The organism is Bradyrhizobium sp. CB82 (assembly GCF_029714405.1).
In the GTDB taxonomy this organism is placed as follows: domain Bacteria; phylum Pseudomonadota; class Alphaproteobacteria; order Rhizobiales; family Xanthobacteraceae; genus Bradyrhizobium.
Genome location: NZ_CP121651.1, coordinates 336,103 through 350,196, shown reverse-complemented (window position 1 = coordinate 350,196; position 14,094 = coordinate 336,103). Strand labels below are relative to the sequence as shown.

General features: G+C 60.9%; 12 protein-coding genes and 3 pseudogenes. 8 read left to right on the top strand and 7 right to left on the bottom strand.

The features are described from left to right. Positions 1 to 82: 82 nt before the first annotated feature. From QA640_RS45560 to QA640_RS45550, 3 genes and pseudogenes are all read right to left on the bottom strand, one after another. Positions 83 to 250 (bottom strand): hypothetical protein, encoded by a 168-nt coding sequence (locus tag QA640_RS45560; protein ID WP_283043798.1) that lies wholly within the window; start codon positions 248 to 250, stop codon positions 83 to 85. A gap of 186 nt (positions 251 to 436) precedes the next feature. Continuing rightward, positions 437 to 1,282: pseudogene (locus tag QA640_RS45555) on the bottom strand (ISNCY family transposase); the annotation flags it as partial. 152 nt (positions 1,283 to 1,434) lie between these two features. Beyond that, positions 1,435 to 1,766 (bottom strand): annotated as a pseudogene (locus QA640_RS45550) (hypothetical protein); the annotation flags it as partial. A 212-nt stretch (positions 1,767 to 1,978) separates the two neighbouring features. On the opposite strand from QA640_RS45550, the gene QA640_RS45545 reads away from it, so the two are divergent. Continuing rightward, positions 1,979 to 2,278 (top strand): transposase, encoded by a 300-nt coding sequence (locus QA640_RS45545; protein ID WP_283043797.1) that lies wholly within the window; start codon positions 1,979 to 1,981, stop codon positions 2,276 to 2,278. Positions 2,279 to 2,592: 314 nt separating this feature from the next. On the opposite strand, the gene QA640_RS45540 is transcribed toward QA640_RS45545, so the two are convergent. After that, positions 2,593 to 2,793: a hypothetical protein gene (locus QA640_RS45540; protein WP_283043796.1), complete on the bottom strand. Its 201-nt coding sequence runs from the start codon at positions 2,791 to 2,793 to the stop codon at positions 2,593 to 2,595. 889 nt (positions 2,794 to 3,682) lie between these two features. On the opposite strand from QA640_RS45540, the gene QA640_RS45535 reads away from it, so the two are divergent. After that, a complete protein-coding gene (locus tag QA640_RS45535) occupies positions 3,683 to 4,009 on the top strand; it encodes a hypothetical protein (RefSeq protein ID WP_283043795.1) in 327 nt (108 codons plus the stop codon). 156 nt (positions 4,010 to 4,165) lie between these two features. Here the strand turns inward: QA640_RS45535 and QA640_RS45530 are convergent, their stop codons facing one another. Together QA640_RS45530 and QA640_RS45525 are read right to left on the bottom strand one after the other, a co-directional pair. After that, positions 4,166 to 4,375: a hypothetical protein gene (locus tag QA640_RS45530; protein WP_283043794.1), complete on the bottom strand. Its 210-nt coding sequence runs from the start codon at positions 4,373 to 4,375 to the stop codon at positions 4,166 to 4,168. A 99-nt stretch (positions 4,376 to 4,474) separates the two neighbouring features. Further along, entirely contained in the window at positions 4,475 to 5,377 is a 903-nt protein-coding gene (locus QA640_RS45525; protein ID WP_283043793.1) for a LysR family transcriptional regulator, read from the bottom strand. A 239-nt stretch (positions 5,378 to 5,616) separates the two neighbouring features. Between QA640_RS45525 and dctA the strand changes: the two genes are divergently transcribed. The 6 genes and pseudogenes from dctA to tcuC all read left to right on the top strand — a co-directional run. Further along, positions 5,617 to 6,951 carry a C4-dicarboxylate transporter DctA gene (gene dctA, locus QA640_RS45520; RefSeq protein ID WP_283043792.1) on the top strand — a complete coding sequence of 445 codons (1,335 nt, stop codon included), beginning with the start codon at positions 5,617 to 5,619 and terminating at the stop codon, positions 6,949 to 6,951. A gap of 25 nt (positions 6,952 to 6,976) precedes the next feature. Then, positions 6,977 to 7,819, top strand: a complete 843-nt coding sequence (locus QA640_RS45515; protein WP_283043791.1) for a MaoC family dehydratase N-terminal domain-containing protein — start codon at positions 6,977 to 6,979, stop codon at positions 7,817 to 7,819. Between the two features lie 10 nt (positions 7,820 to 7,829). Next, the gene (locus QA640_RS45510) at positions 7,830 to 9,011 is read left to right on the top strand and encodes a CaiB/BaiF CoA-transferase family protein (protein WP_283043790.1); all 1,182 of its coding nucleotides are present in this window, start codon (positions 7,830 to 7,832) and stop codon (positions 9,009 to 9,011) included. 3 nt (positions 9,012 to 9,014) lie between these two features. Beyond that, positions 9,015 to 9,848 (top strand): CoA ester lyase, encoded by an 834-nt coding sequence (locus QA640_RS45505; protein WP_283043789.1) that lies wholly within the window; start codon positions 9,015 to 9,017, stop codon positions 9,846 to 9,848. After that, positions 9,848 to 11,206: an adenylosuccinate lyase family protein gene (locus QA640_RS45500; protein ID WP_283043788.1), complete on the top strand. Its 1,359-nt coding sequence runs from the start codon at positions 9,848 to 9,850 to the stop codon at positions 11,204 to 11,206. Before QA640_RS45505 ends, QA640_RS45500 begins: the two co-directional genes overlap by 1 nt. A gap of 334 nt (positions 11,207 to 11,540) precedes the next feature. Continuing rightward, positions 11,541 to 12,511, top strand: a pseudogene (tcuC, locus tag QA640_RS45495) (tricarballylate/proton symporter TcuC); the annotation flags it as partial. 39 nt (positions 12,512 to 12,550) lie between these two features. On the opposite strand, the gene QA640_RS45490 reads toward tcuC, so the two are convergent. Continuing rightward, entirely contained in the window at positions 12,551 to 14,065 is a 1,515-nt protein-coding gene (locus tag QA640_RS45490) for an amidase (protein ID WP_283043787.1), read from the bottom strand. Between the last annotated feature and the right edge of the window lie 29 nt (positions 14,066 to 14,094).

The window sequence follows — 14,094 nt, the reverse complement described above, 5'->3', positions numbered from 1 at the left end:
CTCAGAAAAAAAGCAGCTCGTACAACCAGCCTGCTCTTACGTAGTCCGTCAGGTGGCTTCCTTGACGGCCATTCGATCTGCATTAGTCGAGCAGGGAGACGATTGTGGGTGTCAGGCAGAAGACGCAGACGTCCGAAATTTTCGGCATGGAGAGATCAAGGCCCTTCCGGTTCGGATATCGCGAGATCAGAAGCCGCAAGACTTTCTCGAATTCGACGGGATCCGTTGCGAGCTTCGCGCGTGCCGCCATCGATACCGTTGTGAACCACCTTACCAGCTACGCGAAACGGGAATGTACACTAATGCGAGTTGTGCTCCTGCCAATGATTGAGCCTTGCGATTAGCGGCCAAGGCGTTGCCCTCAGACAAAGGGTCGGGCGGCCAATATAATTGATTGATTATGTTAGTGCATTGTGTAATCGTCCGTGAATGCCGGCAGGAACGCGTTGCCAGCCTCAATAGTTGAGATGCCGGCCAAACGCATCTCCTTGACCAGGCGGTCCTGCAGTGTGCCGTTGGCTCGTTCCACGCGCCCCTTGGCCTGCGGGACATTGGCACAAATGATGTCGATGTTGAGCTCGTGCAGCGCGCGACCGAACTGCGTCATCCCGTCGCCGCCGGTCGCGCCGACCTTGTTAACCCGGAACGTTGCGTGCTTGTCTGAGTAGAACGCAATGGGCTTGCCGTAGCGCTTCAGATAGGCGGTCGTCGCCCTGAAGTAGTCAAAGGTCGATTCCGTCTCGACAAATTGCAGATGCATCAATCGGCTGGTGGCGTCGTCGATGAAGACGAGCAGGGTGCATTGCGGGCCGCGGTTCTCAAACCACCAGTGTTCGGAGCCGTCGATCTGGACCAACTCACCAACGCAATCGCGGCGATGCCGCGGCTGGTGCACCGGTTTCAACCGCTGCCGGCGGTCCTTCCAAATCCCGTCCACCAGCATCCAGCGCCGCACCGTCTCAACGCCGAGATGCAAACCATGCCGCTCCGCCAGCTTCTCTGCAGCAAGCGTCGGACCAAAATCCACGTAGTGAGTCTTGATCAGCGCCAGTGCCTCGCTCCGTACGATCGCCGGATAGGCTCGATTGCTCGGCTTGCCGCGCTTCTTCGACAGCAGTGCCGCAGCGCCTCCGATCCGATAGGCCTTCAGCAGCCGGAACGCCTGTCGCGATGTTACCTGAAGCAGTTGCGCGGCCTCTGGCGCTGTAATCCGTTCCGCCACGACATCCCGCAACACATGCACCCGGTCGATCTCAGCCCGGCTCATCGACAGCACCGTCATCACTCAAAACCCCCAGGCCCCGTGCCTTAGACAAGTCCGAGCGTGACATCTCTAATGGGGAAGATGGGGGTTCGCATAACATAGATTATGGAATATATTCCTATTTTCCGAATGCCCGAAATCGCTGATTGATCTCCAACCGGCCGGGATTCTTACGACGCGTTTGCGTGTCTTCGCCGGACAGCGTCGCGTTGGCGTCGCCTTCGTTCCCGCTTGCGCCGAACTGGCGCTATAGAAGTCATCGGTGGCAGCGTCGTGGCCAGCATCGGCTCCTCGACTACGCCGACGGCTGGCAGCTCAGTCGCTTGGGCGGGTGCGGGCCGGGCTTCCATGAAATCGAGAACCGAACGTCCCTTGTCGGTAATACGCCAGCCACCATTCATTCGATGAGACCTTGGGAGAAGATATCGAGGTCGGGCACGCGGGCCGCCAATCGCTTCGTGCGTTCGGCCCAGTCCCGTCCGCTGGTCGCCAGAATCGCCATACTCAATAGTTTCAGGCACTTCATGGTTGGCTCCATCTCTTGCTGACCGATCCGGGTGCCGTCTGCGCGAGCTGGCCGGCGGATATCGATCGCTGCTGAACGGTCGCGAGCCAAAGGCGCACTCGGCGGGCCTTAGCCACCCCAGCCCGCAAAGGGATTATGACCTAGCTCTGGTTGGTCATTGTATGGCACCGGCTGATGGAGGGCCCGCGGTGGCGGTGAATACGGCGGCCGGGCCAATCCAGCGGCTGATTGCCGACAAGGCCTACGATGCCGACAGTCTGCGAACGCTTCTCGCCGAGCAGGGCGCCCAGGCGGTCATTCCGTCCACGACCAGCCGCAGCCAACCGATCCCCTACAGCAAAAGGCTCTTTCGCCAGCGCAACTTAATCGAGCGCATGTTCGCCCGTCTCAAGGACTTTCGCCGCATCGCGACCCGCTACGACAAGCTCGCAAGGAACTTCCTCGCTGGCGCCTTCATCGCCGCAGCCGCAATCTGGTGGCTCAATTGAGTCCGGACCCTAGCCCCATCGCTCGCCGGCGCGCTGCCGAAGGGCATCAAGCCTGCCGGCACCAATGGTGGGCGGGCCTGATTAAGTCTCGCAGATTTACTGGCAGAAAAAACGCCGACAGCGTCGGTTGCTCATCGGCCAGATGACCAGCCGTCGCCCACGCAAGGACCGCTGCGGCACCGAAGTGCATCTCGAGAAGATTAGAGCCCGTCACAGGTCTCGCGTCATGTGCAGGTCCAAGTACGAGGATAGACGAAATCTCGAAAACTGCGGCCTCCGGCTTGTTACCGTAGGCTGTGCAGCTGCCCGTCACGTCATGTACGCCACTCTGGTTCGGCGGTAGCAGCCGAGCGAGCCGATACTTTGGCCGCGTCAACACCTGAGGTCTTCTCGGCGCGCCGCTGATAGTCGTCGGCAAGGGCCTTGAGCTGACCTGTCATGGATTGGGCCGCGCGCAGCAAAGTCCGTGCCGTTTCCAAACACTCTTTGCCTCGCTTTGAGATCGGGAACGTCATCATGCCCTCGCGCGGTTCTCTGGCAGCGGGTCGAAGGCAATTTGGAGCCAACCCACCCAATTGCGGTCACTGTCCCGGCGAGTTCTGAAGCGATCGACGCACTTCTTGGAACAAAGCGGAGTGCGCCACGAGTAGTAGCGGACGAGACCAAACTTGCCATCACAGACTGCGCATCGCTTGGCGGCGCCATTTCTAAGACCTTTAGAGCAGCGTGGCATTGTTGTCTCCTCTTGGTTCTATCGTTCGTCGGTCATCCTATTTGCTGTCACACCTGGTGAGGCCGCGCGTTCATTCCGATGCATGCAGCCTAGGACGATCGGGCTCAACGGCTCAATTGAACGTAAGTAAATCTCGGGCATCTAAAGAGGTCACGGAACCATACGAAAGTGTGCCGCAGGTCGCCAAGTGGATGTAGAGCCTCCGGCAGAACGCCTGGCGGCATGACGCTGCCTGATCGGCAAGCAGGATGGCGAGAAGCTGCATCTTTCCAGCGACTCTGTCCCGCTTCCGCTGAGCAAATGACGTCGGTTTTTCTGTGTAGGGTGACAAAAAAGGCCGATGGCGCTGGTTGCCATCGGCCCAATGACCTGACGGCGCCACATTGGCACCGAAGAGCGACTCGGGAGGCAGGTGCTCATGGCAGGTTTCGTGTCGCCCGGGGGACAAGGTTAACGCGTCGGGGAGCGACGAAACCAATCTACATCGCCGCCATCGTCACTTCTGGAACGCAGTTGCCGTGAACGCTCCTGCCACCGAGTTGTATCGCCGGGAGGACCCACTCCCGACCCATTGGCACAAGCACGTTCAACTTTCGACAACGACGTTCGCGAGGCTATTCGGCGGCCCGAATAACTATGCGCAGCATCCGCATAAGGATCGGAGCCGCGCAATGCTGAGGAATTCCATTATGATTGCCTCCGTGGCGGTCATCGTGCTGTCGATTCCAGCACGCGCATCTGAATGCACATCGGCATCTGAAATTGCGGCCTCGCACATCCGCTCGGCCACGATTCTCAGCCAACCAACCAAGCCAGCTCACAACGAACGAATATGCCGCGCCTACGCTACGTCAAACCAACTGGTCACGACGCGCCAAAACACCGCGAGTTGCATTCGAAGCAATGATCGTCAGCGAGATCTCGCCCTGCTCGACGCCGAGATCGAAGCGCTCAACGACGCGCTGGCAAGCAATGCGGCGGCTGACACTTGGCTCTAACGTTGGACGTAATCAACGTCTGGCTCCCATAATACTCGGGTCAAGCCCGCCAAAAGAACAGGCCGGCGGGCGCTACACCGCCGGTCTCTTCTTGCAGCTGCCGACTCACAAGTCGGTTCCGCCGCTGTTCTCGATGCATTAGTAACGCTTTGTGCTCTAGGCTCCCCTGCCGTCCTGTTTGCCAACCACGCAGCGCCATGCAGCCAGGCGCTCAGCCGGATGCTGCTTCATCCACTCGGCGAGCTGCGGGACGCCGACCAGGCATGACTGCATCGAAACGTCGGCGAAATCGGAGGTGGTGACGATTTGCTCGTGACAATTTGCCGGAGAGGCAAGACTGCAGAGCACGGCAATGATCTTGATCATGACAACGCTTCTCCGGCGCTGCACGGCTCCGAGCGGCACCGACTGCCCACCCTGCCCGGTCAACTGCAGATCTCGGAGTCGCGTGTTTGGCCGACGCTCTTACTTGCGCTTGCGGAAGCTCCACGTCTCAAGAAGCATCGCCAGCATGCGGCTCGCGGAAGGCGAGAGGCCGGCACCGCGACGGCGTATGATGCCGATCGTCCTGGAGATTTCAGGGGCGGTCAACCGAATCGCCCGAATGATAGGGTGACCCGGGGCCGGAGTTGCCAGGCGCGGCAGCACGGCGATACCAAGCCCTGCTTCAACGAGGCCGAGCGATCCGGAGAGATGTGCAACTTCATAGGTCCAGCTGAGCTGCTCACCGTGTTGCACGAGTGCATTATCGATCAGTGCACGATTGCCGCTATTGCGGCCGACCATGATGATCCGCTCAGACTTCAAGTCCGCCCAGCTCACGTACTTTCGTTTCGCGAGAGGATGGTCTTGACGGCAAGCGAGCACAAAGGGATCGTCCACCAGCTTGGTGAACTCGATATCGGCATGCGACGCTCCGATGAAATTGATGCCGAAATCCGCCTCGCCGCGCGCCACCGCCTCCAGTCCTTCGTTCGCTCCAATGTCGAGAATCCGGACGCGAATCCGGGGATACGCCTCGCTAAATCGCGCGATCGCGCGTGGCAGAAAATAGAACACTGACGTAGGCACCGCAGCGATCGTGACGAGCCCTGAGCTGCGCGCGCCGAAATCGCGGATTGCGAGTACGGACGTCTCATACTCATCGATGAGCCGTCGCATTTTGGGTAGGAAATCGCGGCCGACCATGGTCAGCGCCACATGACGCGTTGACCGCTCGAGCAGCGGCGCGCCAAGGGTCTCCTCCAGCTTCTGGATGCGTCGGCTGAGTGCCGGCTGGGACAGGTTCAGCGCTGCCGCAGTGCGCACGAAACTGCCCAGTTCGGCGACCGTCACGAAGGCCTTGAGGTCGAGCAGTTCCGCGTTCATTTCGAGCGCTCCCCTTATTATTCCAGTCCTTGAAATAATAGCACAATTCTTTGCATTTCACAGAACGACCTCGACGGGGCAATGCTTCGGGCGGGATTGGCGCCAGCCTTCGACAACGGGCCGGACATCAAGGGTCCCGCCGACACAGCAAAAGCCTGCCGCCAACGAACGGCTCGCGAGCAGATCGCCGACGCGATCCAAAAACAACAAGACAAACAGATAACACAGGGAGAAGCGAGATGCGCGTTGATGCATCAGGCCCAAGCGACGGCACCGCGACGCGAAAGCCGTTTTACCGGTTACTCTACGTCCAGGTGCTCGTCGGCGTCGTTCTTGGCATCGCGGTTGGTCATGTCTGGCCAGATTTTGGCGCAGCGCTCAAGCCGCTTGGGGATGGATTCGTCAAGCTCGTGAAGATGATGATCGCGCCAATCGTGTTCTGCACGATCGTCAGCGGCATCAGCAGCCTGCATGACAACCGCGAAATCGCCCGGACCCTCATCAAGTCGATGGTACTGTTCTATGGGCTGACCGTCGCTGCACTACTCGCCGGACTTGTTGCGGTCTCGGTGCTTGAGCCGGGCGCCGGTATGCACGTCGCAGTCTCTTCGCTCGATCCAAGCGTGGCCGCCCGTTACACCAAGCAGGCTAGTCCCGTTGGTTTCGCCGATTTCATGCTGCACATTATACCGCACTCTTTCATCGGCGCGTTCGCGGAAGGCGAAGTGTTGCCGGTGCTACTCATCTCGATCCTCGTTGCCTTTGGTATTAATCGCGCCGGCAATGCCGGTGCGCCGCTAATGAAGGGTATTGATTCATTCTCACACGCGCTGTTTGCGTCTTTCGGCTTCATCATGAAGCTGGCGCCGCTCGGGGCATTCGGTGCGATGGCATTTACGATCGGTCGCTATGGCATCCGCTCGATGGGCTCGCTCGGGCTCCTGATCTTGACCTTTTATGTCGCCTGCGGGGCTTTCGTCGTGCTGGTCCTTGGGGCCTTGGCCCGGATCAACGGCTTTAGTCTCTGGAAGACCATCCGATACTTTCGGGAAGAACTGCTGATCGTCCTCGGCACCTCCTCTTCCGAACCCGCCCTGCCCGGCGCACTGCGCAAGCTGGAGCGGCTCGGCTGCCAGAAGGGAGTGTCCGGGTTGGTGCTGCCGCTGGGCTATTCGTTCAACCTGGACGGCAGCGCGATCTATCTGACGCTCGCGTCGCTGTTCATTGCCCAGGCCTGCGACGTCCATCTCTCATGGGGACAGATCGCGGCGATGCTCGGGCTGATGCTGCTAACCTCGAAGGGTGCGGCGGGGGTAACCGGCAGCGGCTTCGTCGCACTCGTTGCCACGCTTACCGTGATGCCGGACCTGCCGGTCGCCGGCGTCGCGCTCTTGATCGGGATCGATCGCTTCATGTCGGAAGCGCGTGCGCTGACCAGCATGATCAGCAATTGCGTCGCCAGCATCGTGGTCTCGCTATGGGAGAACGCTTGCGACCGGAGCACGCTGACGCGCGAACTTGATCAGAACGGCGCCGCCGCGGTCAGCTGCGTTGAGACCCGTCAATTCGCATGAGCAATTCCTGCCTGGAGATTCGACCATGAATTTGACCGACTGGATCGGCCGTAGCGAGACCGTGACCGACACCGCCACTCCCACGCCTTATGCTGCGCTCTCGGCCATGCTGGACGGCCCGGCCGAACGTCCGGCCGTGGGGACGCCTTTGCCTCCGCTGTGGCACTGGCTGTATTTCCTGCCGCTGCACCGGCAATCCGAGATCGGACCGGACGGCCATGCCAAGCGGGGCGGTTTTCTGCCTCCCGTGCCCCTGCCCCGCCGCATGTGGGCAGGAAGTCAGTTCCACTTTCACAGGCCGATTCGGATCGGAGACCGCCTGAAGCGCGTGTCGCGGATCGAAAATATTACGGAGAAGTCTGGCCGCAGCGGCTGTCTAGTTTTCGTGAAGGTGCGTCATGAGGTGAGCCGCAACGACGCAGCGGCGCCTTCCCTAACGGAATTCCATGACATCGTCTATCGTGGGCCTCCCAGACCCGAGGACAAGGCACCGCCGCCGATCGCGGCACCGGCCAACGCGGAATGGCAGCAAGAGTGGACGCCCGATGACGTGTTGCTGTTCCGCTATTCGGCCCTGACCTTCAACGGTCATCGCATCCACTACGATCGACGCTATGTCACGGAGGTCGAGGGCTACCCTGGGCTTGTTGTACACGGCCCCCTGATCGCAACGCTGCTGCTCGACCTGCTTCGTCACAAGCGAGCCGATGCCGAGTTGGTTGAGTTCCGGTTCCGGGCTGTGCGGCCAATCTTCGATGTGAACAAATTCTCCGTGTGCGGCGCGCCCGATCCGGATGGCAACATTCATCTGTGGGCCAGGGATCATGAGGGCTGGCTCACCATGGACGCGACGGCGGTGACGAAGTGAGGGACATGCGATGAGACCATTGGATGGAATAACCGTCATCACCCTTGAGCATGCGATCGCAGCTCCGTTTGCCACCCGGCAGCTCGCCGATCTCGGCGCGCGCGTCATCAAGGTCGAGCGACCTGGTGTGGGAGACTTTGCACGCGGTTATGACGCGCGGGTGCGCGGCCTGGCCTCTCATTTCGTATGGACCAACCGCTCCAAGGAAAGCCTGGCGCTCGATATCAAGCACCCCGAGGCGCGGCAAATCCTGAAGCGCCTGATCCAGGTGCATGCCGACGTCCTGGTGCAGAACCTCGCTCCGGGCGCTACAGCGCGGCTGGGCTTTGGTTATCAGGATCTCGTCGCACAAAAGCCTGGGATCATCGTCTGCGATATCTCGGGTTACGGCAATGACGGCCCCTACAGGGACAAGAAGGCTTACGACCTTCTGATCCAGGCAGAGGCCGGCTTTCTCTCGGTCACGGGGACCAAGGAGACACCCTCGAAGGCCGGGCCGTCGATCGCCGATATCGCCGCCGGAATGTACGCATTCAGCAACATCCTTGCCGCGTTGATCGAGCGTCAGAAAACCGGCAAGGGTCGGCACATCGACATCTCGATGCTCGAAGCGCTCGGCGAATGGATGTCGTACCCGCTCTACTACGCGTTTGACGGTGCGGCGCCACCGGCGCGGACCGGCGCCAGTCACGCGACCATCTATCCTTATGGCCTGTTTCAAGCCGGCGATGGAAACACCGTGCTCCTCGGCCTTCAGAACGAGCGCGAATGGGTGGCGTTTTGCGAGTACGTTCTGCGTCGTCCGGAGCTCGCGCGTGAAGAGAGATTTGCCGGCAACGCCCAGCGCAATGCGGCGCGACAGGAACTCGAAGCGATTATCGACGCAACGTTCGCAAGCCTTTCAGCTGCCGAGGTCATCGAGCGTCTTGAGCAAGCGAACATCGCGAACGCGCGGGCCAACGACATGGATGCGCTTTGGGCGCACCCGCAGCTCCAGGCGCGCGCCCGCTGGCGGAACGTTGGCACGCCAAGGGGCGAAGTGCCCGCCCTGCTGCCGCCGGGATCGTGGGAGGATGGCGATCCGAGGATGGATCCCGTGCCCGCATTGGGCGAGCACACCGGAGCGATTCTCGAACAGCTCGGTTATTCGGCGACGCAGATCGCAGGCCTGCGCGCAGAAGGAGCGATTTGACCCATGCGCCTTCCGATCACCTACCTTTTCGTACCCGGCGATCGGCCGGAGCGCTTTAAGCGGGCGCTTGGCTCGGGCGCTGACGTCGTGATCCTGGATCTCGAGGACGCCGTTCATCCCGATAGGAAAGCGGAGGCCCGCGCGGGCGTCGCGGAATGGTGCCATTGCAGGCCGGTTGCGAACAAACGGACGCTGGTTCGGATCAACGGCGCGACCACACCTTGGTTCGCAGATGACCTTGCGATGCTCCGCGCCCTGCACGGTGTCGGCGCGATGGTGCCAAAGGCAGAGGCGCGTGACGTATTGACGGATGTCCTCGCCGCGCTCGGCGAAGAGCCGGTGCTGGTGCCGCTGATCGAGAGCGCGCTGGGGCTCCGTGCAATTGACATGCTTGCCGGCACTGTGGGAGTCCAGCGTCTCGCCTTCGGGACGCTCGATTTTGCCCTGGACCTCGGCCTCAGCGAGGATCCGCGAGGGCTGCTGATGCCGGCCAGCCAGATCGCGCTGGCGTCGCGTTGCGCCGGCCTTGCCGCTCCGATCGCCGGCGTCACCGCGGCCATTCACGATCATGATGCCCTGGTCAACGACATTGCTTTCGCCCGGTCGCTGGGATTCGCCGCCAAGCTTTGCATTCATCCCCGACAGGTCCCGATCGTACGGGCGGCTTTCGCGCCTAGTGCCGAGGAACTGGACTGGGCGCGCCGTGTCGTTTCCGCCGTAGCAGCGGGCGTCGGCGCGGCACAGGTCGACGGACGGATGGTGGATGCTCCTGTGCTCCGCAGGGCGCAATCCATCATCGAACGCGCAGATTCATCCAGCAACCAAGAGGCCCAGTGATGCCAGCCACCATCATCGATTCCACTATCTTCGGCAACATCTTCAGCACCGACGCCATGAAGGCGGTCTGGTCGGACGAGAACCGAACGCGGAAATATCTGGACATCGAGGCAGCTCTGGCCCGCGTGCAGGCCCGGCTCGGCATCATCCCGCAGAAAGCAGCCGACGAGATCGTCGCCGCCTGCGACATCAACAAGATCGACATGGGAAAACTGCGCGCCCAGACCGAGCGCATCGGCTATCCCGTGCTCGGCGTCGTGTCACAGATCAACGCCTTGTGCCGCGACCGCCTCGGCGAATTTTGCCACTGGGGCGCCACGACCCAGGACATCACGGATACCGCCACCGTGCTGCAGATTCGCGAAGCGCTGGCGTTGGTCGATCAGGATCTTGCCGCGGTGTCGAAAGCTCTCGCGGCTCTGGCCCGGCGTTACCGCGATACTCCGATGATCGGACGCAGCAATCTGCAGCAGGCAGTGCCGGTCACCTTCGGCTACAAGATGGCCGGGCTGTTGTCGGCCATCGAGCGCCATCGCGAGCGGATGTTGCAGCTTCGCCCGCGCGTGCTGATGGGGGAGTTCGCGGGCGCCGCCGGCACGCTCGCCTCGATCGAAAAGGGCGCCATGGAGACGCAGGAAGGCCTGATGAGCGAACTCGACCTCGCACAGCCGGTGATCGCCTGGCACACCATCCGCGATACGATCGCGGAGGTTGGCGCCTTTCTCGGACTGGTCGGGGGCACGCTGGGCAAGCTGTCGATGGACATCAAATTGATGATGCAGACTGAGGTTGCCGAGGTGTATGAGCCCTTCGCTCATGGGCGCGGCTCCTCCTCAACCATGCCCCAAAAGCGCAATCCAATCTCTTCCTGCTACATCCACGCGGCCATTTCAGTCGTCCGACAACATGCCGCGGCGCTAATGGATGCGATGGTCGCCGATCACGAACGTTCGACCGGTCCGTGGGAAATCGAGTGGATCGTCTTGCCGGAGGCGTTCTGCCTTATCGCGGGAGCGCTAAAGCAGGCGCGCTTCGTGCTCGAAGGTCTTGAGGTCGATGAAAAGCAGATGCGGGCCAATCTGGACATGACCAACGGTCTGGTCGTCTCCGAAGCGGTCATGATGGGACTCGGACCTCGCCTGGGACGCGAATACGCCCACGATCTGGTGTACGATATCTGTCGCGAGGCGGTGCGGCAGAAGCGGCCGCTGCTGGGGCTCTTGCTGGAGAACAAGGAGATCGCGAGCGCGATGAGCCGCAGCGAACTCGAGGCGCTCTGCGATCCCGCGAACTATCTGGGCCAGGCTGGTGTCATGGTCGACCGTGTGCTGGCCCGGCTTGACGAGGGATCTGATTGACGTCCTTGTTGGACAGGCAAAGCCGCTCCTGATCATGAATAGACATCGATCTAGAGCAAGGGTCGTGGCACGGAGCGTAAAGCTGCGCTCTTTGCTCACGCGCCGACTGGTCGCGCGGCGCCCCCGTTCTTCGTGACACGGCGACAGCTCAGCTGTCGAGCTCAGCTGTCTACGCTGTCTCTTCGCTTTCGCCACAAGACGATCCCAGCTGCTCTAAGGCTTTGAGCTTTCGGAGTCGCGAGTGCGCCAGGTCGAACGGTCACCGCATTAACCGCGCTCAGGGCGCAATACAAAAAGCTACCGGCGTGGTCAAGCAAAACGGGAAGAAGATGGCATGACGACATCCGCGCAATCTAAGATCGGAATGGTTCTGCGCGTCACCAGCGGCAACTTCCTGGAGACGTTCGATTTCTTTCTATCCGGGGTATTTGCCTCCTCCATCGCCAGGGCATTCCTTCCGCTCGAAAGTCAGTATGCATCGCTCCTGTTGACGTTCGTGGCTTTCGGCGCCGGCTTCTTGATGCGTCCGCTCGGGGCTATCTTCCTAGGTGCCTACGTCGACCGAATCGGACGCCGCAAGGGCCTGATCGTGACACTCTCGATCATGGCTTGCGGAACCGTCTTGATTGCGTTCATCCCGAGCTAGGCAACCATAGGCATCGCAGCCTCCTTCTCGTGCTGATCGGAAGGCTGTTGCAGGGCTTCTCGGCGGGCGTAGAACTGGGCGGTGTTTCAGTCTATCTCTCCGAGATGGCGACGCCCGGCCACAAGGGTTTCTAGTTGGCAATCGGCGAGCCAGCAGGTCGCGATCATCGTGTCGGCCGCATTCGGCTTCGCGCTTAACGCCTGGCTTTCAGGTCAATGATTGGGGATGGAGGATTCCGTTCTTTGTTGGCTGCATGATCGTGCCGTTCGTGATCTTCATCCGGCGCTCCCTCCAGGAGACGGACGAATTTCTTGCGCGCAAGCATCATCCGACCGTAGGTCAGATTTATCACTCGATCCTCGCAAACTGGGCGATCGTGCTCTGCGGCATGATGATGGTCATTATGACGACAGTTTCATTCTACCTCATCACTGTCTATACGCCCACATTCGGGAAGTCGGTTTTGAAGCTTTCCGCCACCGACAGTCTGTTGGTCACAGCCTGCGTCGGCATTTCGAACTTCTTCTGGCTTCCGGTCATGGGAGCTTGGTCAGATAAAGTCGGCCGTACGTCCGATTCTCGTGGGCTTTTCTTTGCTGGGACTCGTGACAGCCTACCCTGCTCTCTCTTGGTTGGCAGCGGAGCCGACGCGATCTCGGCTCACGCCCCGAGCGGCACTGCCCCGACTAGCAACCTGTCTACGTGGCCTTCCAGTCTCCCAGCCGCTCGAATGCAAAAGCGGCCCGATAGATCGATGGCTCGTCGAAATGGCGACCGACCAGCATGAGCGAAACAGGCAAGCCGTCCACCATGCCGCAGGGGATGGCCATTGCGGGGTGGTGACTGATGTCGAAAGGCGCGGTGTTGGCGATCATGTTGAGCGCCCGATCAACACAGACTTCGCGGCTCGCATCGGGCGGGGGCAACTCCGTCGCCTTGATGGGCGTCGTCGGCATTGCAAGCAGGTCACATTCGGCGAGCGCGGCATCATAGGCTGCGGTCAGCCGACGGCAGATATTCATCGCCTTGCCATAGTAGCGGCTACCGTAATATCTGCGGATATAGGTGCCAAACATGGTGAAAAGCTTGGTGGTTTCAGAGAGTTCGTTAGCACGCGCACGCCAACCGCGGTGAAAATCCATTAGGCTCGTCACATAGAGATCGGGCCGGCTCACGCCGTAGCCATCGCCCCACATCATGGTTTGGGTGAGACCTTCGACGCCAATCGGCATCCAGATCGCGCCTGCCATGAGATGCATGGGGATGGAGACCTCGCTGACTTCGGCACCTTGGTCTTCAAGGCGACGGATCGCAGCGCGAACTTTTGCACTGACCGCCTCCTCCGCGTTCGGCTGTGCAAATCCTTCCCTCACCACCGCAATCTTCATGCCCTTGACGCCGCCTTCCGCAGCCCTGGTGTAGGGGTGAACCTCCACGTCGTACTGCCGCGGGTCATAGCCGTCGGGACCGGCGAGCACCTCGAGAAGCAGCGCGTTGTCGGCGACGGTGGCAGTGATTGGGCCAGTGTGGTCCACATAGATCTCGATCGGCATGATTCCCGTATAGGGCACGAGACCGTGCGTCGGCTTCATACCGTAGGTTCCGCAGAACGATGAGGGCATGCGGATCGATCCGCCCTGATCGCCCCCGAGCGCCATGTCGACCTCGCCGAGCGCGACAAGGACCGCACTGCCCGAGGACGAGCCGCCGGCGGAGTAGCCCATCTTGTGAGGATTATGCACCGGCCCAGCCGCACAGGTGTGGCTGCCGCCCGATAGGCAAAAGGACTCGCAATGCGCCTTTCCGACGATGGTCCCGCCGGCATCGAGGATCCGCTGCACGACCGTGGCGTCAATGTCGGGAGTATAGCCTTCGAGCGTCGAGGCCCCGTTCATCATCGGCACGCCGGCGAGCATGATGTTGTCCTTCAGCACAACCGTCTTGCCGCGCAGTTTTCCGCTCGACGCGCCCTGGACCTCGGTCTTGATGTACCAGGCGTTATGCCTGTTCTCCTCCGCCGGTGGACGATAGCCCGGGGTACGCGGATATCTAACCTTCGGCAAATTATCCGGCATCGCATCGACGACATTGTAGGCGGCGACACTGGGGCGCATCAGATTGATGAAGGAAATGATGTCCTCGCTCGTCAGCGACAAGCCCATGTCATCGGCAACGGCTCGGAGTTGATCGGGGGTCGGGACTTGAACCGCCATTGTATCCTCCTCTTTGTTTTTCGAAGCGA